The following is a 24,454-nucleotide window of genomic DNA, read 5'->3' on the forward strand; positions in this document are numbered from 1 at the left end:
TAATTATTCATGTGGAAATACTTATTTAGCATTTTTTGCTTGGGGGCAAATATTCATTGTTATGCAGAGTTTGGTACAACAAACCATTTTGTTTCGCCTGCTGCACAGCTCAACTCAGATATTCTTCCAGCAACTCCTAAAAATATCCCCTTGCCCGCTTTTGGCCAAAGAATTATTGGCTGGGGTACAGGCGCAGAAGGTGCTAGACAACGTTTAGAAAATATTCAGCCAGCAGATGTTTCTGTGATTAAAAAACAAGGAACAACGCTTGAAATGATTACTGCATGGCAAGATTTTTATGAACAAGAGCAGCAACGCAATGCAAATAATCCTACCGCGAAGTATCGTGCGCGTTTAATGAAAAAGATTGCAGATTTGTGGTGAAACACTTTCACCTAGAATATTTTTATCTTATGGAATAGTTGAAGTAATTATTCCATTTTTTATGTCCCTTAATTTACTTTATTCATAACCTATTCTTATGAACATTTAAGAAACGGAATAGAAAGCGATATACTACAAAAGTAATATCATTTTCTTTTGAGGAATATATGGACCAAGACTGTCAAAACTTAAAGCTTGAGAATCAATTATGTTTCCTCATTTATTCAACAAATTTAGCGCTTAATCAGCTCTACAGAAAACTACTAGCGCCTTTGGGTATCACCTATCCCCAATATTTAGTTATGTTAGTGTTGTGGGAGCAAGATGAAGTAACTGTTTCAGAAATTGGAGCTAAACTTTTTTTAGAATCATCTACTCTCACACCTATCTTGAAAAAGTTAGAAGCCTCGCATTTACTTCATCGTACCCGTTCAACTCAAGATGAGAGACAAGTGATTATTACACTGAGTGATGAAGGGAAAAAATTAAAAGATCAAGCAATGGATATTCCGGCAGGTGTATTAGAAGCAAGTTCATGTGATATGACAACGCTATTAGGCCTTAAAGACCAACTTACTAAACTCCGTACAAACTTAGTCAAATAAACAGCAATTTTTTCAAAAAATATACTTGTCAAAATAATTAAGTCGTGTACGATATATTTGTATTCAATTTAATTTAGGAATAAAACGATGTCATTAGAAAAAGTTGTTTATCGTGCAAAAGCTAAAGCAACCGGTGGTCGTGATGGCCGTGCGACTTCATCAGACGGCGTATTAGATGTACAACTTGGTGTACCTAAAGAAATGGGTGGCGCTGGTGGTGCTGTAACAAATCCAGAGCAGTTATTTGCAGCTGGTTATTCAGCATGCTTTTTAGGTGCTTTAAAATTCGTTGCAAACCGCGATAAATTTAACATTAGTAAAGATGCTTATGTAGAGGGTGAAGTAGGTATTGGACCAATTCCTACAGGTTTTAGCATCGAAGCGACTTTAAATGTTTACTTAGTGGGTATGGATCGTGAAGAAGCTGAAAAGTTAGTTGCAGCAGCTCATATTGTTTGCCCATATTCAAATGCAACTCGCAACAATATTGATGTAACCTTTAATATTGTGACTGAATAAGTTTTAATATTAAAAAAATGCCCGCATCAAATCGGGCATTTTTTTATCTTACATATTATGCTTCACTTGCCTCATTGGTTACACGAAGCACTTCTTCGAGTGTAGTTTTACCTGTAAGTACTTTGCGCAAACCATCGTCACGAATAGAACCTGAATACTCACGAGCATGATTTTCTAATTCATATTCAGCTGCATTACCATGAATTAGACGGCGCATAGGTTCATCAACTGGTACGATTTCATAAATCGCTGTACGTCCATTAAAACCTAAATGTGAGCAATGATCGCACCCTTTGGCTTCAGGTAACTGCAACAACGGTTCATTATTAATATGCTGAAAAACCTGCTTCTCAAAAGTATCTGCTTCACGCCATGTCATACAATGTGGACATAAAGTACGAACCAAACGTTGAGCAATCACCCCAATTAAAGAGCTTGATAACAAGAAGGGTTCAATCCCCATATCTTTAAGTCGAGTAACCGCACCAATAGCAGTATTGGTATGCAGTGTTGATAAAACCAAATGACCTGTTAAAGATGCTTGAACTGCAATTTCAGCAGTTTCCAGATCACGAATCTCCCCCACCATCACAACATCAGGATCTTGACGTAACATTGCTTTTAAAGCACGAGCAAATGTCATATCCACTTTGGTATTCACTTGGGTTTGCCCAATGCCTTCGAGTTGATATTCGATTGGATCTTCAGCAGTTAAGATATTACGAGTATTGTCATTTAGATCAGACAAGGCTGCGTATAAGGTGGTCGTTTTCCCCGAACCTGTAGGCCCTGTGACCAAAATAATACCGTGGGGACGATGCACTAACTGAGTTAAACGCTCATAGTCATTAGCCATTAAACCCAAGTGAGTCATGTTGAGACGGCCCGCTTGTTTATCAAGCAAACGCATAACGACCCTTTCACCATGTGACGATGGCAAAGTTGAAACACGCACATCCACTTCCCGGCCAGCAAGACGTAAAGAAATACGTCCATCTTGTGGTACACGTTTTTCAGCAATATCAAGCTTCGCCATAACTTTAATACGCGAAACTAGTAAAGGCGCCAACTCACGGCGTGGTTGTACAATCTCACGTAATTGTCCATCTACACGTAATCGTACAGATAATTTTTTTTCAAAAGCTTCAATATGAATATCAGAAGCGCCTACTCGAATTGCCTCAGAGAGAAGTGCATTGATCAGACGCACAATAGGCGCGTCATCTTCTTGGTCCATCAAGTCTTCTGTTTCAGGAACCTGATCGGCCAAACTTAATAAATCCGGATGATCTTCTAAACCAGCTGCAACTTGTTGTGATTCCCCTGTATCACCTGCATAACTCGTACTTAAGAGCGTATTAAATTCTTGTTCAGTACATAATTGATAATGAGCTGGCTTACCCAAGATGCGTCTTGCTTCCTGCAATGCAATTTTTTCAGTGTTTTGACGTCTAATAATAAATACCTGATCACCGTCATAACGAAATAAAACACCATGACGCTTGGCAAAACTATATGGAACTTGTATTTGTTTCAATATTTGCATCACAATTTATAATGATGAGTAAGATGATTTTGAGTGTACTCTAAGCAGATTACAGCGTGAAGTCTGTTTAACAACTCGGTAGAGGAATTTTGCGTCTTGTTTGAAAATAATGAATATCAGCCTCACCCCCAGAATTCTTTAAAATGGTGGGGTGAACAGCACTTTGAAATTAACCAGTCCAAAGCATGGCAATTCGGTTCAATGCTCTTTCGTTTAACACGTGGCATAAAAGAATGGCGCATCGAATATTATCGTCCGTCTCTCCAAGATGATAATGAGCAAGATTGGCACCCAATTGCCGATCCACATTTTGCCTTTCCGCATACAGTTCAAGTAGAACGATACATGTTTCGAAAGACCAACCCAGAATTTTTACTGATGCCACGTCTGGCAGATCGTTCTGTGGTCATTAAACCTGTTGATCCTATTTATATTCCAGCAGGTCAACGTGGGACTCTATATATAAGCACACCATTATGGATTGCAGGCTTAGTTGAAAGTCAGCATGAACCTTTGTTTGAGATTCCTGTAATTCAGCCTAAAGATACGTGGTTTGGTCCTAATGCGCAGCAAGGAGAAATCTGTTATGCCACTTCCGTGGATGGCCGTACTGATTTGAATCTATTAACACCACGCGCTTTCCGTGCTGTTACTCCAATTGACTTTCACAACACAAGTAATCATCAATTACGCTTTGATCGCATGAATGTGCCAGTGACGGCCCTACCGCTATTTTATAGTGAAAGTACGGGACGCTTATGGACTTCTCAAATTAAAGTTTATTATGAGGGTTCTGATCGTCCTGCACGTATTCGTATTGAAAATCGTACGCCACCTCTTGCTGGTGAAGTGACCTATGTTCACCCACCACGCTCACCTGGTGGAGCATTATTCAATATGTTTGATTCATTCTTTTAAGAGGTTTATATGGCCGATTCAAATATTCCAAAAGATATCGCTGATAGCCTCAAAAGTATATTTACCAATATCAATACCGAACGTATTAGTGAAATTTTAGTCGCTGTTGTATTGTGTTTCATTGGCTTTGTTCTTGCTCGTATTATTTCGAATACGTTTATTAGAACTATTGGTTCACGCTTTAACGCTCACCAACGTCTGGTATGGCGCCGTGGTATTTTTTATTTCATTTTCTTACTCTTCATCATGACAAGTTTGAAAGAAGCTGGGTTCAAACTTAGTGTATTCCTTGGTGCAGCAGGGATTTTAACTGTAGCACTCGGTTTTGCATCGCAAACATCTGCCAGTAACTTGATTAGTGGTTTATTTTTGATTGGTGAAGGTTCATTTGAAGTCGGTGATACGATCCAGATTACTCTCATTCGTGGTAATACAATTGAAGGCGAAGTCATTTCAATTGATTTGCTTTCGGTAAAATTACTTACACTCGACAATGTCTATATTCGTTTACCGAATGAACAGCTTATTCGTGCGCCTGTACACAACTTGTCTAAATATCCGATACGGCGCATCCCAATTACGCTCGCAATCAACTTTCACGAAGATATTATTAAAGTACGTGAGGTTTTACTGAATGTAGCAGCTCATTACCCTCTTGTACTGGATGATCCCAAACCTGCAGTTACAGTTACCGCGTTCAGAGAATCATCAATTGAGCTTTTATTCACAATGTGGTGTCGACAAGAGAACTCTTTAAAAGTTCGAGATGAAATGCAAGAACGAATCCGAAATGGATTCTTAGATAACCGAATTGAAATTCCTGTTCCTAAAATGGGCTTGATTGATCGACCGTCTACCGGTTTTGCTGAAGATGATATCGATCAATATAGCAATCAAAAAGAATTAAAAAGAGAGCCTAAAGCTTAGGCTCTTGATTCTTGTGTGCGGTAGATGACGGGGGTAATGGCGCAAGATAAGCAATAATTAACATTACTCCACCTGCCCCAATAAACGAAATGACTCGAGTTAATGTCGCACTTTGTGATAGGTCAAGCAAAATCAACTTTAATACCACAATACCTAAAAGTGCAGCACCTACAAACCAGAGTTGACGAATCATTTTACGGCTTGAGAATGTAGTGAGTACAAATGCCAAAATGACCCAAAGCAATGTCAAACTTAACTGCACTTCACCATTCATCCAAATTGCTAAGCTCCATAGTGGTGTCCCCCAGTAATGATGTAAGCCCCTAACGACCACACTACTGAATACCAATAACCCAGCTAAAATTGTTGTAATTTTAAAAGTCCACTCTAGTGATTTATCTTGATCAAAAGCATGTTGATAAATAATAAAGAGCAGACCTGCAAATACTACAATAGAAAGAAAATCAGTTAAGTTAAATAAAGGAACAAAATAAAGGTACTCAGCAGAGTGGCGATCAACGCTCACAACTAGCAACCAAATTAAGCTTAAACACCAAACCGGAATTTGATGCAATAGTGTCGTTTTATGAGCCTTATACGCCCAAAGCGAATAAACCACAGGGATAAAAGCCAGAGCAACAACTGGCATTTTTGGAAAGATCGCCAAACCAACTGCTGCTAACGCCAACCAGCTTAAACCAGCCCAGACATTTAAGTACCCAGACTCATCCGACTGCGGTTGAGCCATAAGAAATAAGGCACTTAGAATAATGGTAGCGACTAAGAAAGTAGTTTGTTGTAATGAGTCTACCCATTTAAACAACGTAAACACTTGACTCGCAAACGCTTCACCCAAAACCAACAACAGTAACAGGCTAATTAAAATTAACTGCAAACTTTGCCATTGCACACAAAGTTTATAGTAAACAACTGCGCTAAATATTGCGATTAGAACTACGGCGAACATCAAATATGGACTCAAAGCATGATGATGCCATGCCATGATTTCTACACCAGCTACAGCACCCGCATACATTCCTAAACACAAGAAAATGCCACTAAACATGCTTGCGCTAAAATAGCGTTGCTCTTTACTGTTGTATTGCAATAAATAAAAGGCAGAAATAAATTGGGCAATTGCATAGATGCTTGTGCTTAGCGTTGGGAACTCTTCATTTGCCCACACCTGATAAAACAGTGCAATAGAGCTAAGTAAAACTAAAACTACACCAATATATCGGCTTAAACGGTAGCGCTCAGTTACTCCCCACACAATTAAAGCCGTACCTTGAGCAACCCAACCAATTGCTGTCCAATGTGCTCCTTTTGCAAGCGGGAAAATTAAGGCAAAAAACGCAACCGCGAGAATGAAAAAGCTTTTTGCAAGGACCGAAAGCTGTGGATGAGTTTTTTTAATCCAGAAAGTTAATACTGCATAGGTACCTGCCAAGACGGCTGCACCAATCGTCAATGCTTGTGTAGACTCATGTACTAAGTAGGCATGAAGGGTAAAGCCCAGTACTGGCACACTAAAAATAAGACCAACATCTAAGAGCGGAGGTAAACGAATCCCTTCTTGTTTTTCACTTGCTGACGTCCGAGATATATTTTGGCTATAACGAACACTAAGCCAAATAAACAGTGCGATATGGCACCACAAAATCCAGTCTAATGTATTAAATTTTGCGGGTTCTGCATAAAATGCGATTGCACTACCACCAATAAACATTGTGGCAAAAAAAGCTATTTGATTTAAGATTTTCCAAGGCTGAATAAAATTAACCGCAGCAACTGCTAAGTTAATTACTAAGTAGTAGCTAAATAAGAAAGTTACATCAGGGCGATATTGCTGAATAACTAAAGGAGCCGCATAAGCCATACCAAGTGCTAATATTGCCAAATAAATAGCTTGTTGTTTTAAGCTCAGGAATACCGTAATAGCTAATAAAATCGTAAACAGAATACTCGCTGTAGTTAGGTTGGCAATTACACCAAAATGATGTGAGAACACAAGTGTCAGGAATACAACAGCCAGCCCGACACCTTGCAATGCCACAGCAAAAAGCTGATTTTTCTTTTGCAATGTATACCCAAATGCCGTTAACACACCTCCAGCAATCGCAATAAATCCAAGTTTCACACCTAAACTAAGTTGCCAATGCTCGCTTGCAAAACGTAATAGCAACACGACCCCAACCATAAGCACAGCAACAGCAACTCTTAAGATTGGATTACCATGAATCATCCAATCTACGGCTGGTTGCCACCATGCGGTCTGAACATGTGCTGATTGTTCTGTTTGATTTAAAGGTGCCGTTTCCGTTGGGACTAGCATATCCGTATTGTTGGAACTAACTTGCTCTATTACAGGATTTATAACTTCTGTTTGTATGGTCTCATTTACATGAACAGTTTGTTTTGCTGACTCGAGGTATAATAGTCGAGTATGAAATGCACTGATGGTTTGAATCAAACATAGCAATAAAACAAGTAAAGCCCCACCAGCAATCCACATCCAATGATTTATATAAGCAACTAATGCAACCAAGGCGGCTGCATAAATCACTGTTCTTTGCATGTGAATAGAATAAAGTGGCGTTTTCTGCTGAGAAAACTGCTGTTCTAAATGAGTTAAACGCTCATGTAGATTTGACAGTAATTGAACTAGAATGACAGTAAGTGCAATAGATAAAGCAATAACAGCACTCTGAAATTTAAAACCAATTGAAATGGCTAAAAACAAAGTCAAAGCGATCAAAACAATGATCATTCCCTGTTTGTCTTTTTTATACATGGGCTTAGCAATATGACACCTTCATTACAGGTCATCTTACTTCAAGCCAATACAAGCGTATATTTATACATACAAAATACTGCAAAAATCATAAACCTGCATTCATAGCCGTTTTCACGTAAAATACCTGTAATTCAGATTAAGGAATTGTTCAATGCCACCATTTGTCTTGGTTGATGGGTCCTATTTTTTATTTCGTGCATATCATGCATTACCACCATTGACGACCTCTACAGGGTTACATACCAATGCAATACGTGGGGCAATTTCTGCCATTCAAAAATTAATGCGCCGTATGCAACCGACACATATGGCCGTCATTTTTGATACGCCTGAACCAACTTTTCGTCACAAGCTTTCACCTATTTATAAAGGTGATCGCCCAACCATGCCGGAAGAGTTATCTCAACAGATTCCATATTTGCATGCATTGATTAAAGCTCAAGGGATTCCTTTATATAGTCTTCCGGGTGCAGAGGCAGATGATATTATCGGTACACTCGCTAAACGCGCCGTACTCGAAGGCCATCATGTACTTATCTCAACTGGAGATAAAGACATGGCTCAGCTCGTCAATGATCATGTAAAACTTGAAGATAGCTTTAAAGACCGCGTAATGGATACCGACGGGGTATTTGAAAAATTTGGTGTTTGGCCAAATCAAATTATCGATTACTTAACCCTTATGGGCGATGCGTCTGATGGCATCATGGGTGTGCCGGGCGTAGGTGCAAAAACAGCAGCTAAGTTACTAACTGAATATGGCACTTTAGACAATATTATTGCCAATGCAGACCAACTTAAAGGCAAACTTAGCCAAAATATTAAAGATAACTTAGACAATATTAAGCTTGACCACCAGTTAGCTAGTATCGTCTGTGATCTTCCTTTAGAACTCGATTGGCATGAGTTAAAGCTTACTGATCCAAATGTAGAGGCTCTACGTAATCTTTATACTGAGCTTGAGTTTAGAAACCAATTACAGTCGCTTGATCATCCAAACAATCCAAATAGCTCAAGCTATAAACAACAAGCTTCACAGACTATTGTTCAAAATGAAGTTAAACCTGCTGAATCTATAGAAACTGAAGATCAAGCAAGCTTAACCAGTCAAGATGACCAGCTTGGAACTGCAAATTATCACACTGTTTTAACCCAAGAAGCATGGGATCAGCTCTGGCAACGCATGCAAAATGCCGATCATTTTGCTATTGATACAGAAACTACAAGCCTTGATTACCGTATTGCAGAGATGGTTGGTTTTTCAATCGCATTTGATGCGAAAGATGCCTACTATGTTCCATTAGCGCATAATTATGAAAATGCGCCGCAGCAACTAGATCGTGATCAAATTCTGGTTCAAATTAAGCCTGTGCTAGAAAATGAAGCAGTTAAAAAAATTGGGCATCACCTTAAATATGATGCCCACATCTTTGCCAATCATGGCATAGAACTTAAAGGCTGGTATTTCGATAGCATGCTTGCATCTTATGTATTGAATGCAGCGGCCACTCGTCACGGCATGGATGACGTAGCTCGTGTCTACTTAAGCCACTTAACCACCACTTTTGAACAAATTGCTGGTAAGGGTGCTAAACAAAAGACTTTCAATCAAATTGAGATTGAAGTTGCTGCTCACTATGCTGCAGAAGATGCTCATGTGACCTATCGTTTGTATGAAGTGCTTTCAAACAAACTTAAGCCATTTCCTGAGCTAGAAAATATTTTATATAACATCGAAATGCCAGTTGCCCGTATTTTATCGGGTATGGAAGAAGATGGAATTCGTTTAGATCATGCCTTCTTAGATAAATTAAGCGTTGAATTTGCAAAAACGATGGAAGGGCTTGAAAATCAAGCGATGGAAATTGCAGATAAAACTTTTAATATTGCATCTCCTAAACAAGTAGGTGAAATCCTATTTGATAAATTAGGAATCAAAGGCGGTAAAAAAACTGCAACTGGACAATACAGCACCAGTGAAAGTGTTTTAGAAAAAATTGAACATCCTTTAGCGGAAATTATTCTAGAGCATCGCGGTTTAGCAAAGCTAAAAAGTACCTATACTGATCGTCTAGTTGAGCAATCTCATAACGACACGCATCGTGTACATACAAGTTATCACCAAGCACTTACAGCAACAGGTCGCCTCTCCTCTTCAGATCCTAACTTACAAAATATTCCAATTCGTAGACAAATTGGGCGCCAAATTCGTAAAGCATTCATTGCGCCAGAAGGTCGAGTATTATTGGCTGCCGATTACTCGCAAATTGAATTACGTTTAATGGCTCATTTTTCTCAAGATGATGCTTTAGTACATGCGTTCCAGCATGGACAAGACGTTCACCGTCGTACTGCTGCAGAAGTATTAGGCATTGATATCGAAGATGTGACCAATGATCAACGTCGTCAAGCGAAAGCAGTTAACTTTGGTCTACTGTATGGTATGTCTGAGTTTGGTTTAATTCGTCAGTTAGGTTTCACACGTCAAGAATCACAGAACTATATCAAACAATACTTCCAGCGCTATCCTGGCATTTACGAATACATGCAACGTACCCGCCAAGTAGCATCGGAACAAGGTTTTGTTGAAACTATTTTAGGTCGTCGTCTTTATACACCAGATATTGATGCACGAAATGTAATGGTACGTAAGGCTGCTGAACGTGCCGCAATTAATGCGCCTTTGCAAGGTAGTGCTGCTGATATCATTAAACTCGCAATGATTGAAGTCGATAAAATCTTGCCAAAAGATCAAGCCAAACTACTACTTCAAGTACACGATGAATTAGTATTTGAAGCAGATCAAAACATTGCCGAGGAGCTCTCTAAGCAAATCGCGACTGTCATGGAATCTGTAGTAAAAATTTCTGTGCCTTTAGTTGTTGAAGTTGGGCAAGGGCAAAACTGGGATGATGCCCATTAATTAGTAGAAATAAAAAAAGGGCTGTATTAACAGCCCTTTTTATTGCGTTAACTTAAAGTCCTGTTAAAAGAACTTTTGCAACTTCATTCATTAAGATCTCGGCAATATAAAGCGCCAAAAACGCCAAAATTGGAGATAAGTCAATCATTCCCATATTAGGCAATAAACGACGGAATGGTGCGAGTAATGGTTCAGCTAAATCTTGAATCACTTCAATATAAGGTGAACGCGATTGAGTGAACATAACCACCCAACTCAAAATAATTGTCGCGAAAATTAAATAACGGCAGAAACGAATTAAGTCCTGAATCATAGTCACAAATGTCAGAATCACTAAGTGAACCGGACTATTTGGCATAGAACCAGAAAGATACATCACGCCAAAAATTTTCAGCAAATATAAAATAATTAAAAGAACCAACGCAGCCAAATTAAATCGGCCTTTTGCGACCGTCGGAAAAATTCGGCCAAAAATATCAACAATTTTAGTCGCCTTAACGGTCGATAAAACCACAGGATTATAAGGACTTACTGCCGCCAATTGCATTAAAAAACGGAAAAAGACCAATAAAATCGCGACATTAATTAAAATTCCAAAAATTAGCGCAGAATTTGCACCCATAGTTGTCTTATCCTATTTAAGCTATTTCGCACTGTCACTCAATTCTTGAGCCAATTCTTGACTACGCTTCTGTGCAGCAGCCAATGCAGATTGAATATTTTGGGAGATTTGTGCACGGTCAAAAACTTCAAGTGCAGCTTGAGTTGTGCCATTTGGCGATGTCACATTCTTACGAAGTTCAGAAGGAGTGTTTGAACTCGTAATTGCCATTTGAGCTGCACCTAATGCCGTTTGAAGAGTCAACGCAGTTGCAACTTTTTCATCAAGTCCTAAATTTTTACCCGCACGGATCATACTTTCCATGAGATAGAAGAAATATGCAGGACCTGAGCCAGAAACCGCTGTTACCGCATCAATTTGAGCTTCGGAGTTTACCCAAATTGTTAAGCCTGTGGCTGCTAAAATCTGACTTGTTAATTCACGATCCGAAGTACCTACTACATCATTTGCATAGATACCATGTGCACCCGTCTGAACTAGAGCTGGCGTATTTGGCATAACTCGAACAATTCGATTGCTATCAATTAAGTTTGATATCGTTTGGATTTCAGCACCAGCAATAATTGAAATAACCAATTTATCTGATAACAGTCCTTTTAAAGGACGTAAAACAGTCGCCAAAACTTGTGGTTTTACTGCCAGTACAACGACATCAGCATTTTTAATTGCAGCTACATTATCTTGTGTCACATGGACTTCTTTTTCTTGCAATAATTGACGTATTTGCTCAACAGGATCTGAAACGGTAATACGTGTTGGCGGTAAACCTCTTGAAATGAGCCCACCAATCAAAGCTTGGGCCATATTACCACCACCAATAAAACAGATATTACTATTTACTGCACTTGTCATAACCATCTTCGCCATTTACCAGATTACAAGAATAAGAAATTAAATCTGGTTGCCATCCTCCTTGCTCACAATACGGAGACTGAGCCAACCAAAATCCTTTCGGTGTAAAAACCCCAAGCATAACATTATCTATGACTAATATTTGAATTGTATGACGAAGCCAAGGCAAAATATGTGCTTCTTGAATTGCTTTTTTTAATGGCCATTGCCCAACACGACCATATAAATGGACCTTTTCACCACCTTGGCGTCGAATAATTTTTAATTTTTTATTTAATAAAGATGCAGACAAACCCATATTTTTTTGAGTAATTTGAAATTGTCCTGAAGCACAGTGCACTATTTCCCCTAGTTGAAAATAATGCTCTATCTCGGTTTCAACTGGATTTAATTTTTCAACAAGAAAAACTTGCTTACTCAATCTATAAAGATGATGTTGATAACGAACATAATAAAACTGGTTCCAGTGTAATGCCGCTTGTGCATCAGATTTTGAATCAATTACTTCATTTTTTAAACGCTCAACCATTTCAAATGCAGGTCGATATTGCCCATCACCTTTCATCCAAACCGAAAGCAATTGACGCTGACGGGCAGAAGATAGTTTTAATAGCTGATTTAAGTCCAAACATTCGTCCGTACCACAATTTTGCAAATCAACTTTTAAAACTTCTTCTAAAATTTCAGAAGCATCTTGCATCAGATAGCTGGTACGACTAAGTGCTTGCTGCATTTTTGGAAAACGGTTTTGTAAGAAGGGCCAAAGTTCTTCACGCGACCACGCCCGATCATAATGGATATCGTAATTTGTAGGATCATCTATATACTCAATTTCAAGTTGAGTAGTCCACTCGGCAATCTGCTCACGGGTTAAATCTAAAAAAGGGCGCCAAATTGTCATATCTACACGATGATCAATACACTGCATAGCAGCAAGCCCATCAACACCCGCCCCCGACAATAAACGTAATATTACTGTTTCAGCTTGATCTTGCTGGTGATGAGCAAGCGCTAAAATTTCGTTGGTTTGTAAATGTTGTAGATAAGCGTGATAACGTGCCTGACGTGCTTGAGCTTCCAAATTACCGTCAGTAACTTGAACTTTTTGAATAGTATAAGGAATATTTAAACGAGTCGCTTGTTTAGCAACGAGTTCGCCCCACTCCGCACTTTTTGATTGCAGTTGATGATCTATATAAATTATTCGGATCTTATGAGGGAAAATTTGAGACATCAAATGTAGTAGCAGCATTGAATCCATGCCGCCACTACATCCAATAAGAAAAGTACTATTTTCTGAAAACTCTTGAGCCTGTTTTAAGACGCGATGCCTAAATTTTCGCTGCCAAACTTCATTAAACGTTGATAACGTGCTTCGCATCGTTCATTTGCATCCATTGGTAGCAACTCATCCAAAGCTTGCTTCAAAACTACTTTTAGGTTTTGCATGACTTGCTCAGGGTCTAAATGAGCACCTTCGCCTTCATCTACTACATATTCAACAATACCTAGAGATTGTAATTTATCTGCTGTCAAACCTAAAGCTTCACTTGCTTGAGCCGCTTTTTCAGCAGTTTTCCACAAAATAGATGCACAGCCTTCTGGTGAAATCACTGAATAAATACTATGCGACAACATAATTACTCGGTCAGCAACACCAATACCTAGAGCACCACCAGAACCGCCCTCACCGAGTACTGTTGCAACAACAGGAACTTTCAAACTTGAAAGTTGAGCCAGGCTAGTTGCAATTGCTTCAGCTTGTCCACGCTCTTCAGCACCAACACCTGGATAAGCACCCATAGTATCAATAAATGTGAAGACCGGAAGGTTAAAGCGCTCAGCCATATCTAATAGGCGTTGAGATTTACGGTAACCTTCTGGGTTAGCCATACCGAAGTTGTGCTTTAATTTTTCACGGGTACTACGACCACGGTGTTGGCCAATAACCATCACAGGTTGACCATCAAAACGAGCAAGACCACCTACCATCGCACCATCGTCACCAAACAAACGATCACCATGCAAGGCATCAAACTCTGTAAAGATTTCACCGACATAATCTAGAAACTGCGGACGATCAGGATGACGTGCAATTTGAACCGTTGTCCACGCTTTGGACTGAGTAGCTTTTTTCATAGGTCGAATATTATCCCTTTAATCGATAAATTTTTCCGACTGAATATTCAATTCAATGTCCCAATGCTTAAACTGCTCTTGCTCATCATGCAAGTCGGCAACTAACAATGGCCATTGTTTGGCATCACCAGAAACACTAAGTTGCCATTGTTGATCATTTATGATGGTCAGTTCAATGGCAGGAAGCATCTGATCACTTCGACTATGGTTGAGTAAAACTGCTAGGCGAAGTAATAAACATAGATAAAGTAACTTATTACCACCAGCCTTCAAAATTTCATTTTTTATATCATTTCGCAATTTACGACGGTGGTGAGCGACTAAATGTGAAAGGTGATTTTGATCAATTTGTGAGAAGCCTGGAATATCAGAATGCTGCAATAAATAAGCACCATGACGGTGATAACCACCATGACTAATTGCTAAACCAATTTCATGCAAATAGGCAGCTCGACGCAGTAAGTCACTGTCTTCACTCGTTAAATTAAGAGATTCCGCAACACCATCAAATAATTGCTGTGCTGTATTTACAACCCGTTCTGCTTGTTTTGGATCTGCGTTATAACGCCCCATTAAGGCCTGTACACTACGATCACGGATATCTTCATGTTTAAAACGACCTAATAGGTCATACATGACTCCTTCACGTAATGCACCATCAGAATATGCCAAACGATCAATTTCTAAAACCTCAAAAACTGCGTACAAAATTGCCAATCCGGCTGGCAAAACTGCTCGTCGGTCTTCTCTTAACCCTTCAAAATCAATTTCAGAAATATTTTTAAACTTAAGTAATTTATCTTTGAGTTTATATAAGCCTTCTCGAGTAACGTTTTCTTGTTCATCACTCAAGCCCATATTTACCATAATTTGGCGGCAAGCTTTAATAGTTCCACTAGAACCAACGACAGTATCCCAACCTTCCATTTTATACGTTGTTGCAATAGCTGAAAGTTCTTTACGGGCAGCAACAACTGCTTTATCAAAGGCTTTTTGTGTGATTTCGCCATCGGCAAAGTAGGCTTTTGTATAAGCCACGCATCCCATTTGCAATGACTCAGTGTAAATAGGTTCAAACTCTTCACCAATAATGAACTCAGTAGAACCACCACCAATATCTACAACTAAACGTCGACCACCATTTGCCATAGTATGCGATACGCCAAGATAAATCAGACGCGCTTCTTCTCGCCCAGCAATGATTTCAATAGGTTTAGGCAAAATTTCTGCTGCTTTTTGGATAAATTCATGACCATTTTTTGCCTGACGCAAGGCATTGGTCGCCACAATTCTTAAACGATTTGGTTGAACAGAACTTAATCTTCCAACAAAACGAGCCAAGCAGGCTAAGCCTCGTTGCTGAGCAGCTTCTGTTAGGTTTTTATTCTCATCTAAACCAGCTGCAAGCTGTACTTTTTCTGACATCGAAGCAACTTTTTTAACTTCGCCATGATCTACCCGTGCAATTGCAAGGTGAAAACTGTTCGACCCCATATCTATGGCGGCAAGTAATTCTTCATCAATCAGAAAATCAGACATTATTGAACTAAACCCATAACAATTCACGCCTAGAGTAATTCACAAGAATGCAATTGAAAAGCCATTTTCATCAACAATTAGCTGTGATTTAAATTTTTCTATTTATTAGTTGATTGTACAAGTCGATGATGAATATCGTGAGCATCCATTAGACAAATTTAGTTAAGCCTTGAATAATAGCATCAAACCCTTACATTGAACTAAGTAGCTATGTAATACTGATAGAGATAATTTCTCCTGTAATAGCACTTTTTTCTAAAAATTGGAGCCGTACCATGTCTGCGACTATTGTAAATACAACTGATGATAACTTCCAAGCAGATGTTTTAGATGCTGAAACCCCTGTACTTGTTGACTTCTGGGCAGGATGGTGTGCACCTTGTAAAGCGATCGCACCTGTTCTTGAAGACCTATCAAGTGAATATGCTGGTAAAGTAAAAATTGTTAAAGTTGATGTGACTTCTTGCGAAGATACAGCAGTGAAATACAACATCCGTAACATTCCTGCTTTACTACTTTTCAAAAATGGTGAAGTTGTAGCTCAACAAATTGGTGCTGTACCTCGCTCTAAACTTGTTAGCTTTATTGATGAAAACGTTTAAGTCAAAATGCTAAAAAAGAAAATACGCTATACTTTTTTATAGCGTATTTTTTTCGCCTATAAATTGACAAATTTGCTAGGCTGGCTTATATTGCATGCTCAAGAGGCACTGAAGGGAATCATCTTCGTCCGGCTTCTTACAAGACACAAACATAAAGATCGCCACTCGGCAACAGAAATTGTTTTTTCACATTTCTCTTCGAAACAATTAATCAGACTTCTGAATTGTTATTGTGTAAATACAATTGCGATAATCTTTTTTGTATGCGAGCGATTTTTCTCCTTTTTAAACCACACTCTACTCTTTCCTAATTCTGACCCTTATGAATTTAACTGAACTCAAGAAAAAACCAATCGGCGAACTAATTAAAATTGCTGAATTTATGGGCCTGGAAGGTATGGCTCGTAACAGAAAGCAAGATATTATTTTTGCCATTTTGAAACGCCATGCGATGAATGGCGAAGAAATTTTTGGTGACGGCGTTCTCGAAATTCTCTCTGATGGTTTTGGTTTTTTGCGTTCTGCCGCAGGTTCGTATTTAGCAGGTCCGGATGATATTTATGTGAGTCCTTCACAGATCCGACGCTTTAACTTGCGTACAGGTGATACCATCACAGGTACTATTCGCCCTCCAAAAGAAGGTGAGCGTTATTTTGCGTTGCTCAAAGTTAACCAGATTAACTATGACACGCCAGAAAATTCTCGAAATAAAATTTTATTTGAAAACTTAACTCCCCTTTTCCCGACCGAACAATTGGTTATGGAATTAGGTAATGGTACGACAGAAGACTTAACTGCTCGTGTCGTTGATTTAGTTGCGCCAATTGGTAAAGGCCAACGTTCTATTATTGTTGCACCGCCGAAAGCGGGTAAAACAATGTTACTTCAAAATATTGCTCAATCGATTGTTAGAAACAATCCAGAAGTATTCTTGATCGTTCTATTAATTGACGAACGTCCAGAAGAAGTAACCGAAATGGAGCGTACTGTTCGCGGTGAAGTTATTGCGTCAACATTTGATGAAGCACCAGCTCGCCATGTACAAGTTGCAGAAATGGTAATTGAAAAAGCTAAACGTCTTGTTGAACATAAAAAAGATGTTGTGATTCTTCTTGACTCTATTACTCGCCTTGCACGTGCTTACAACACAGTAATCCCGTCATCAGGCAAAGTGTTAACTGGTGGTGTAGACGCTCATGCATTAGAGCGCCCTAAACGTTTCTTCGGTGCTGCGCGTAATATCGAAGAAGGTGGTTCACTTACGATCATCTCTACTGCTTTGATTGAAACAGGCAGTAAAATGGATGACGTAATTTATGAAGAATTCAAAGGTACAGGTAACCAAGAGATTACGCTTGATCGCCGTATTGCTGAAAAACGTGTCTTCCCTGCTATGAATATCAAAAAATCTGGCACACGTCGTGAAGAGCGTTTAATGGATGAAGATAAATTACGTAAAGTATGGATCCTCCGTAAGCTACTTCACCCTATGGATGAGTTGGCAGCAATGGAATTCTTACTTGACCGCATGAAAGAAACCAAAACAAATGATGATTTCTTTGATCAAATGAAACGTAAAGCTTCAACTTAACTAATTAAGCCTTCAAAAAAGCCACTCTTTTGAGTGGCTTTTTATTTGGTTGACAAGCTTTACACAAAAATACATTTTGCTTATTTTTATGTAAAATTATTTATAAGCTTTTGATAATAAATATTTTTGCTTAAAAAAGCTTAGTCTTTTTAGTAGCTTACCTCTACCTTTTCCAATATATACGAGCTGATTAATTGTTTTTTTCTGTTAAAAAACAGTCTGTTTTTCTCTTTTTCATACGTTTTTTTGATAGACGACAGTAGTATTTCAGCATTTGCAGTGATAGCATAGCGGCAGACCAGTTAGACTGCTCCATGCGTTGTTACCTAGCTACGTTTTAGGAATAATAAAAGCAAAACAGTCCAACTTAGGTTTTTTTAATCTCAAATCTTTTTTGTGAGAGTGATGCCATGTTATTCAAAAAATTCGCTGTTGCTGCTGCTGTTGCTGCTACTTTAGCTTTCGTTGGTTGTTCTAAGAAAGAAGAAGCTCCTGCTGCTGCTTCTGAAGCTGTAGCTGCTGCTTCTGAAGCTACTGCTGCTGCTTCTGAAGCTTCTACTGCTGCTTCTCAAGCTGTTGATGCTGCTGCATCTGAAGCTTCTGCTGCTGCTGCTTCTGCACCTGCTGCTTCTGAAGCTGCTGCTTCTGCTGCACACTAATCTATATTTTAGATTAGATAAAAAAGAGGACATTTTGTCCTCTTTTTTTATACCTAAATTTTATATATGAATGACTAAGCATACTTTTCTAATAATAAGCAAAATTTATTCTAGGTTTATTTAAAATTATAAGTAAAAAAAAGCAGATCAATCGATCTGCTCATTTCCAACGCGTTGTCTAAACTTCTGACCCGCTCTGAAGGTCACTACCCTACGTGCTGAAATTGGAATTTCTTCACCTGTCTTAGGGTTACGTCCTGGACGTTCGCGTTTATCTCTTAACTCGAAATTACCAAAACCAGAAAGCTTAACCTGCTCCCCTGCAATAAGCGCTTGGCTAATCTCGTCGAAGAACAACTCGACCATTTGTTTTGCTTCACGGCGATTTAAGCTGGTTAACTCACTTAAATGATCAGCCATGTCTGCTTTAGTTAATGCTGTCATGAGGCCCTCAATGTCGCTTGATAAGTGTTTTCCAACACTTGGATTATATTGTCCATACCAGATTTAATTTCAGCATCTTCAAGCGTACGTGAAGGATGTTGCCATAACAATGCAAACGCCAATGAGCGCTTACCTTCTTCGACACCCTGCCCCGTATACACATCGAATAACCATGTAGAGTCTAAAAGCTCTCCACCAGTTTTTTCGATTAACTGCTGAATATCTCTAACATTTATATTATCAGAGATTAAAAGCGCAATATCACGTCTAATCGAAGGAAAACGTGATAATTCTGTAAAATTAGATACATAAGATTGCAAAACGGCTGTTTGATTAAGTTCAGCAACCCAAGTTGTGCTTAAATCTAGCTCATTTTCTAAAGATGGATGCAGACGGCCTAAGTAACCAATTGATTGCCCATCAACTAAAATTTCAGCAGACTGCCCTGGATGCAACCATGCACGCTCTGAACGTACATATTCAACTTTGACACGACCAGCAGCTAAAATCTCTTCAATTTCTCCTTTGAAGTCGAAGAAATCCATTGGCTGAGGCTTAACATGCCAAGATTCAGGTTGTTGTGAACCTACTGCAACCAAAGCTAAAGTTGGAATCTGTTTTAGATCTTCAATACTTTTAGCATTTTGATAATCAAAACGAAGTCCTAATTCAAAGAAACGAACACGACTTTGTTGACGGTTGAGATTATATTGTACGCAAGGGATTAAACTTGAAAGCAAAGTACTACGCATCGCAGCCAAATCACTTGAAATTGGATTTGCTAGCATTAACGGGTTTACTTGCGGGTTCAATTGCTTTTCAAGTTTTGCATCAGCAAAGCTAAAACTAATTGCTTCTTGATAACCTAAAGTGACGATAGTTTGGCGTAACTCTGCAATTTCAAATCGGTCTTGATATTTAGCTAATTGAACATCCATGCTTGGTAAGCTAATTTGGATATTATCATAACCATCAATACGTGCCACTTCTTCAATTAAGTCTTGATAAATAGCCATGTCATAGCGATGTGATGGAGGTACTACATTCCACTCACCTTCAGCTTTAACAGTTACTTCACACCCTAGTCGAGTTAAAGCATCTGCAATGAAATCAGCCGTCAATTGATATCCCAACAATTGGTCTACCTGAGCTTGTTTCAGTTCAATTGCTTCACGCTTTGGTAAAATTTCAGTTTTTTCAGCCACAGTAATTGGACCAAATTCACCACCTGCCAACTCTTGAATAAGCTGCGAAGCACGGTTCATGGCAATTAACGGCAACTCAAAATCTACACCACGTTCATAACGTTGCGAAGAATCGGTATGCAAGCCAAAACGGCGAGCACGTCCAGCAATAGCAAGTGGCGCGAAGAATGCACTTTCTAGGAAAATGTCAGTTGTGTCATCAGTTACGCTTGATGCTAAACCACCCATAATTCCGGCAATTGCCAAAGCTTTCTGGTCATCAGCAATCACCATTATATCTTCTTGCAACTCAACTTCTTGATCATTAAGAAGTTGTAGTTTTTCTTGTGGCTGAGCTTGACGCACATGTACAGTTCCTTCGATTTTAGCTAAATCGAAAGCATGCATTGGCTGACCCAGTTCCATAAGGACATAGTTCGTCACATCAACCAAAATACTGTGCGTGCGAATTCCTGAACGAGCTAAAGCCTGTTCCATCCACTCAGGTGTAGCAGCTTTTACATTAACGTTTTTAATTACACGTCCTAAGTAGCGTGGAGCACCTTCAGTGCTGATCACTACTTTCTTCTCATCAGCAATTGTCGCATCAACTGATTTAATATCAAGTTCATTCATTTGCAGTTGGTTAATTACTGCAATCTCACGAGCGATACCACGGATACTGAAACAGTCACCACGGTTTGGTGTAATACTGATATCGATGACATTATCATCGAGTTTTAAGTATTCACGGATGTTTACCCCTACTGGAGCATCGGTAGGTAACTCAAGCAAACCATCGATTTTATCTTCAAGATCAATTTCAGAAGCACCACAAAGCATGCCTTGTGACTCAACTCCACGAAGTTTACCTTTTTTGATTTTGAAATCACCCGGTAATACAGCACCAATCGTCGCAACTGGAGCTTTCATGCCAGCACGAACATTCGGTGCCCCACAAACAATTTGTAAAGGCTCGCCCGAACCAATATTAACTGTCGTTACACGCAAACGATCTGCATCTGGATGCTGCTCAACTGTTAAAACTTCGCCGACCACGACGCCAGTAAATGGCTTAGCAACAGGTGCAAGTTCATCAACTTCAAGACCAAGCATAGTTAACTGATCAGACAATGTCTCACTATCAATTGCCGGGTTAACCCATGTGCGTAACCAATTTTCACTAATCTTCATCTTTATAAACCTTTTTTAATCCTGAAAAACTGTTAGGCAAATTGGCGTAAGAAACGCACATCATTTTGATAGAACATACGCAAATCATTAATGCCATAACGCAACATTGCAAAACGCTCTACCCCTAAACCAAAAGCAAAGCCTTTGTATTTATCAGGATCAATACCCGCAGCACGCAATACATTTGGATGTACCATGCCACAGCCTAATACTTCTAACCAACGTCCACGCTCATCCATGATATCTACTTCTGCACTAGGCTCTGTAAATGGGAAATATGATGGGCGGAAACGTACTTTTAAATCTTTCTCAAAAAATTCATTCAGTAGGTTAATCAATAAACCTTTTAATTCAGCAAAGCTGGTGTTCTCAGCAACATATAAGCCTTCGATCTGATGGAACATTGGCGAATGCGTTTGATCCGAATCACAACGGTAAACACGGCCAGGACATACGATACGAATTGGCGGCTCACTCGTCTCCATTGTACGAATCTGTACCCCAGAGGTATGCGTACGTAGTAGGTGAGTAGCATCAAAGTAGAAAGTATCGTGCATAGCACGTGCTGGATGGTGACCAGGAATATTTAATGCTTCGAAATTGTGATAGTCATCTTCAACTTCTGGACCGGTTGCAACTGTAAAACCAGCTTTAGTGAAGAACTGACAAATTCGCTCTTGTACTTGAGTAACAGGATGAACTGTACCAATACGTTGACCACGGCCCGGCAGTGTAATATCAATCGTTTCACTTGCTAGCTTTTGCGCAAGTGCTGCCTGTTGTAGTGCCGTTTGACGCTCTGTTAATGCAGTATTAATTGTTTCTCGAACAGCATGAATCGCAGCACCTTGTACTTTACGTTCTTCAGGGTCCATTTTCCCTAATGCTTTCGATTGTTCTGCAAGCTGGCTTTTTTTCCCTGTAAATTGCACACGCACCTGATCAAGTGCAACAAGGTCTTGAGCTGCTGCAATGGCAGCAAGCGCTTCTGTGGTCAGGGCTTCCAGTGACATATTAACTCTCAAAGCAACAAATTTAAAAAATATAATAAAACACTGCATTCTAACAGTTTTTCATCGAATTGATGAAGTTTATCCATCATGAAAAATGTATTAGGCAACAAAAAGATAAAACGTATAAGATAGTAGCATCGTCAATGAGATCAACTATTATGGCGCTTAATCAGATTTGGAAACAACAACTTACGCTTGTGACATATGGTAATGAATACCTCCGTCAGAATTTAAGCTTTAACCAATGGCGACAACATCATATTTTCGACCATCATAGTTTTCAGTTTCGTGACTTAACTTCTCAACATTTGTTGGCCCAACACTTCCAAGTTTGGCTAGAAGCATTAAAAAAACAAGGTACCTCAAAGCTCAGCTTACATTTATCAAGCCTTCTCAATGAAGAACAAAATCCAAATAGCAATGTCGAGCTCTTACCTTATACTCATTTTATTGTGAGTCATCAAAATGATAAGAAATTTGCTTGGATTTTTGGCCATGAGCTTGCCGAATGGTATAACAATGATAATGAGTTTGAAGCCCCTGCCTCACAAACCTGTGAGCTTCGTTTAGAAACTTTCTGGCGTTTTGAATTAAATGAAAAATTATCAAAAAAAATTGAAGCTGATTTAAAAAATCCGCCATGGCAAGAAATAGCTGACTTTATGGATAGTGAATTATTCCGTAGCAAGTATGCGACAGGCTTTGAGGAGCCAGAACTTCAAAATGCTCTTTTTGATGGTACAAATATTAAAAGCTTAGAGCCAAAACTTGCATTAATTCCAGAGAATTATCCCGCAGATTACGCTCATCAACTTTTATCTCGTACACAAGCATTAGCCAATTATTTAGAACAAAAGAAACGCCTTGCAAATGATCCTTTAGGAGAAGAACTAGACCAAGAGCAACTCATTAATTTAAGAAACTTTACACAAAAAACTGATGATTTGTTTGCCAAGCTTATTGTGAAAGTTGCCAACCATTATCAGACAGCTCAGATGGTACCTGTAGTTAAAGCCTCGCCATTCGAGCAATCAAATGAAAATCCTCAACATTTGAAATCTCAACATCATAAAGGCACTGGTTCAGGCGTTATTAAGCTGATTATTCTAACCATTATTATTTGTGCTCTGGCTTATTATTTTGGCCTTTAGATAAATAATAAAAAAGACCGCTAAAAAGCGGTCTTTCTTTGAATCTCTAAGCTTATGCAGCTAATGCGCCTTTAGCTTTTTCAGCTAAAGCAGCAAATGCTACTGCATCATGCATAGCGATGTCAGCTAATACGCGACGGTCGATGATCACTTGAGCTTTTTTCAAGCCATCGATCATACGGCTGTAAGACAAACCGTTTTGACGAGCACCAGCATTGATACGCGCAATCCATAGAGCACGGAATTGACGTTTCTTTTGACGGCGGTCACGGTAAGCGTATTGACCAGCTTTGATTACCGCTTGGAACGCTACGCGGTAAACGCGTGAACGAGCACCGTAGTAACCTTTAGCGCGAGCAAGAATTTTTTTGTGACGACGATGAGCCACTACACCACGTTTTACACGAGCCATTTATAATCTCCTTAGATGTATGGGCACATACGACGAACTGAATTCATGTCAGAAACATGAACCATTACACAGCCGCGTAATTGACGGATACGTTTAGCAGATTTTTTGGTCAAGATGTGGCGCTTGAACGCTTGTTTACGCTTAAAACCGTTTGCAGTCGCTTTGAAGCGTTTAGCTGCACCACGGCGAGTTTTTAACTTAGCCATAGTAACCTCTTTTAGGCACCTGTTCGGCGCGATTGCACCATTGCAAAATCGACCTGCAGGTAAGGAAGCGCGTATTTTATAGCAACCTGAGCAAAATTAAAACTATTAGTTACTGTTTTTATGAGTGCAAAGAAAGACTTTTTCACCTTTCACAGTGTCAGCAATATCAACAATAAATAAAGCACCTGTGCTTTTTTCCATTTATAATACGATCAAATTATCAACAT

General features: G+C 39.2%; 23 protein-coding genes and 1 pseudogene. 10 read left to right on the top strand and 14 right to left on the bottom strand.

Translation table 11 applies throughout. From position 1 onward, the window contains the following. Positions 1-9: 9 nt before the first annotated feature. From AAC388_RS15135 to AAC388_RS15145, 3 genes are all read left to right on the top strand, one after another. A complete protein-coding gene (locus tag AAC388_RS15135) occupies positions 10-384 on the top strand; it encodes a DUF4951 domain-containing protein (RefSeq protein WP_005804300.1) in 375 nt (124 codons plus the stop codon). A gap of 167 nt (positions 385-551) precedes the next feature. Then, complete coding sequence (locus AAC388_RS15140; RefSeq protein WP_068527453.1) at positions 552-989, top strand: MarR family transcriptional regulator; 438 nt, start codon at positions 552-554, stop codon at positions 987-989. A gap of 87 nt (positions 990-1,076) precedes the next feature. Beyond that, positions 1,077-1,508, top strand: a complete 432-nt coding sequence (locus tag AAC388_RS15145; protein ID WP_005066315.1) for an organic hydroperoxide resistance protein — start codon at positions 1,077-1,079, stop codon at positions 1,506-1,508. Between the two features lie 55 nt (positions 1,509-1,563). On the opposite strand, the gene gspE is transcribed toward AAC388_RS15145, so the two are convergent. After that, the gene (gene gspE / locus AAC388_RS15150; protein WP_005066314.1) at positions 1,564-3,054 is read right to left on the bottom strand and encodes a type II secretion system ATPase GspE; all 1,491 of its coding nucleotides are present in this window, start codon (positions 3,052-3,054) and stop codon (positions 1,564-1,566) included. Between the two features lie 96 nt (positions 3,055-3,150). On the opposite strand from gspE, the gene AAC388_RS15155 reads away from it, so the two are divergent. After that, positions 3,151-3,972, top strand: a complete 822-nt coding sequence (locus tag AAC388_RS15155; protein ID WP_005804297.1) for a hypothetical protein — start codon at positions 3,151-3,153, stop codon at positions 3,970-3,972. Between the two features lie 9 nt (positions 3,973-3,981). Further along, on the top strand, positions 3,982-4,899 hold the full coding sequence (locus AAC388_RS15160) for a mechanosensitive ion channel family protein (protein ID WP_005066312.1): 918 nt from the start codon (positions 3,982-3,984) through the stop codon (positions 4,897-4,899). Here the strand turns inward: AAC388_RS15160 and AAC388_RS15165 are convergent. Then, complete coding sequence (locus AAC388_RS15165) at positions 4,889-7,693, bottom strand: DUF2339 domain-containing protein (RefSeq protein ID WP_342370878.1); 2,805 nt, start codon at positions 7,691-7,693, stop codon at positions 4,889-4,891. The genes AAC388_RS15160 and AAC388_RS15165 overlap by 11 nt on opposite strands. 154 nt (positions 7,694-7,847) lie before the next feature. Between AAC388_RS15165 and polA the strand changes: the two genes are divergently transcribed. Continuing rightward, positions 7,848-10,619 carry a DNA polymerase I gene (polA, locus tag AAC388_RS15170; RefSeq protein ID WP_342370879.1) on the top strand — a complete coding sequence of 924 codons (2,772 nt, stop codon included), beginning with the start codon at positions 7,848-7,850 and terminating at the stop codon, positions 10,617-10,619. Positions 10,620-10,671: 52 nt separating this feature from the next. Here polA and AAC388_RS15175 read toward each other — a convergent pair whose 3' ends face one another. From AAC388_RS15175 to ppx, 5 genes are read right to left on the bottom strand one after another with little or no spacing between them, the layout of a single operon-like run. Continuing rightward, complete coding sequence (locus AAC388_RS15175; RefSeq protein ID WP_000501183.1) at positions 10,672-11,241, bottom strand: YggT family protein; 570 nt, start codon at positions 11,239-11,241, stop codon at positions 10,672-10,674. Between the two features lie 21 nt (positions 11,242-11,262). Next, positions 11,263-12,099: a pyrroline-5-carboxylate reductase gene (gene proC, locus AAC388_RS15180; RefSeq protein WP_005804294.1), complete on the bottom strand. Its 837-nt coding sequence runs from the start codon at positions 12,097-12,099 to the stop codon at positions 11,263-11,265. Beyond that, positions 12,074-13,474: a tRNA lysidine(34) synthetase TilS gene (tilS, locus tag AAC388_RS15185; protein ID WP_342370880.1), complete on the bottom strand. Its 1,401-nt coding sequence runs from the start codon at positions 13,472-13,474 to the stop codon at positions 12,074-12,076. Before tilS ends, proC begins: the two co-directional genes overlap by 26 nt. After that, on the bottom strand, positions 13,411-14,232 hold the full coding sequence (locus AAC388_RS15190; protein WP_005066304.1) for an acetyl-CoA carboxylase carboxyltransferase subunit alpha: 822 nt from the start codon (positions 14,230-14,232) through the stop codon (positions 13,411-13,413). The genes tilS and AAC388_RS15190 overlap by 64 nt, the downstream gene beginning before the upstream one ends. Positions 14,233-14,250: 18 nt before the next feature. Further along, on the bottom strand, positions 14,251-15,771 hold the full coding sequence (gene ppx / locus AAC388_RS15195; protein WP_019767962.1) for an exopolyphosphatase: 1,521 nt from the start codon (positions 15,769-15,771) through the stop codon (positions 14,251-14,253). A gap of 275 nt (positions 15,772-16,046) precedes the next feature. Between ppx and trxA the strand changes: the two genes are divergently transcribed. Both trxA and rho read left to right on the top strand, forming a co-directional pair. Continuing rightward, positions 16,047-16,373, top strand: a complete 327-nt coding sequence (gene trxA / locus AAC388_RS15200; protein WP_002054512.1) for a thioredoxin — start codon at positions 16,047-16,049, stop codon at positions 16,371-16,373. Positions 16,374-16,695: 322 nt separating this feature from the next. Next, positions 16,696-17,964, top strand: coding sequence for a transcription termination factor Rho (rho, locus tag AAC388_RS15205; RefSeq protein WP_002117304.1), 1,269 nt, complete (start codon positions 16,696-16,698; stop codon positions 17,962-17,964). A 190-nt stretch (positions 17,965-18,154) separates the two neighbouring features. Here the strand turns inward: rho and AAC388_RS15210 are convergent, their stop codons facing one another. Beyond that, positions 18,155-18,280 (bottom strand): hypothetical protein, encoded by a 126-nt coding sequence (locus tag AAC388_RS15210; protein WP_002117184.1) that lies wholly within the window; start codon positions 18,278-18,280, stop codon positions 18,155-18,157. A 94-nt stretch (positions 18,281-18,374) separates the two neighbouring features. On the opposite strand from AAC388_RS15210, the gene AAC388_RS15215 reads away from it, so the two are divergent. Beyond that, the gene (locus AAC388_RS15215; protein ID WP_068565051.1) at positions 18,375-18,623 is read left to right on the top strand and encodes a hypothetical protein; all 249 of its coding nucleotides are present in this window, start codon (positions 18,375-18,377) and stop codon (positions 18,621-18,623) included. Positions 18,624-18,770: 147 nt separating this feature from the next. On the opposite strand, the gene AAC388_RS15220 is transcribed toward AAC388_RS15215, so the two are convergent. From AAC388_RS15220 to pheS, 3 genes are read right to left on the bottom strand one after another with little or no spacing between them, the layout of a single operon-like run. Continuing rightward, positions 18,771-19,067: an integration host factor subunit alpha gene (locus AAC388_RS15220; protein WP_000126166.1), complete on the bottom strand. Its 297-nt coding sequence runs from the start codon at positions 19,065-19,067 to the stop codon at positions 18,771-18,773. Next, the gene (pheT, locus tag AAC388_RS15225) at positions 19,064-21,445 is read right to left on the bottom strand and encodes a phenylalanine--tRNA ligase subunit beta (protein ID WP_199113612.1); all 2,382 of its coding nucleotides are present in this window, start codon (positions 21,443-21,445) and stop codon (positions 19,064-19,066) included. Before pheT ends, AAC388_RS15220 begins: the two co-directional genes overlap by 4 nt. 32 nt (positions 21,446-21,477) lie before the next feature. After that, positions 21,478-22,458: a phenylalanine--tRNA ligase subunit alpha gene (gene pheS / locus AAC388_RS15230; protein ID WP_005066295.1), complete on the bottom strand. Its 981-nt coding sequence runs from the start codon at positions 22,456-22,458 to the stop codon at positions 21,478-21,480. Between the two features lie 158 nt (positions 22,459-22,616). Here pheS and AAC388_RS15235 point away from each other — a divergent pair, with 158 nt between their 5' ends. After that, entirely contained in the window at positions 22,617-23,609 is a 993-nt protein-coding gene (locus AAC388_RS15235; RefSeq protein WP_199113797.1) for a hypothetical protein, read from the top strand. A gap of 52 nt (positions 23,610-23,661) precedes the next feature. Here the strand turns inward: AAC388_RS15235 and rplT are convergent, their stop codons facing one another. From rplT to AAC388_RS15250, 3 genes and pseudogenes are all read right to left on the bottom strand, one after another. After that, positions 23,662-24,021, bottom strand: a complete 360-nt coding sequence (gene rplT / locus AAC388_RS15240) for a 50S ribosomal protein L20 (RefSeq protein ID WP_000124858.1) — start codon at positions 24,019-24,021, stop codon at positions 23,662-23,664. An 11-nt stretch (positions 24,022-24,032) separates the two neighbouring features. Continuing rightward, positions 24,033-24,227 carry a 50S ribosomal protein L35 gene (gene rpmI, locus AAC388_RS15245; RefSeq protein ID WP_002054552.1) on the bottom strand — a complete coding sequence of 65 codons (195 nt, stop codon included), beginning with the start codon at positions 24,225-24,227 and terminating at the stop codon, positions 24,033-24,035. Between the two features lie 11 nt (positions 24,228-24,238). After that, positions 24,239-24,428 (bottom strand): annotated as a pseudogene (locus AAC388_RS15250) (hypothetical protein). Between the last annotated feature and the right edge of the window lie 26 nt (positions 24,429-24,454).

Origin of the sequence: Acinetobacter sp. D009, assembly GCF_038562025.1 — a bacterium.
Classification (GTDB): domain Bacteria; phylum Pseudomonadota; class Gammaproteobacteria; order Pseudomonadales; family Moraxellaceae; genus Acinetobacter; species Acinetobacter pittii.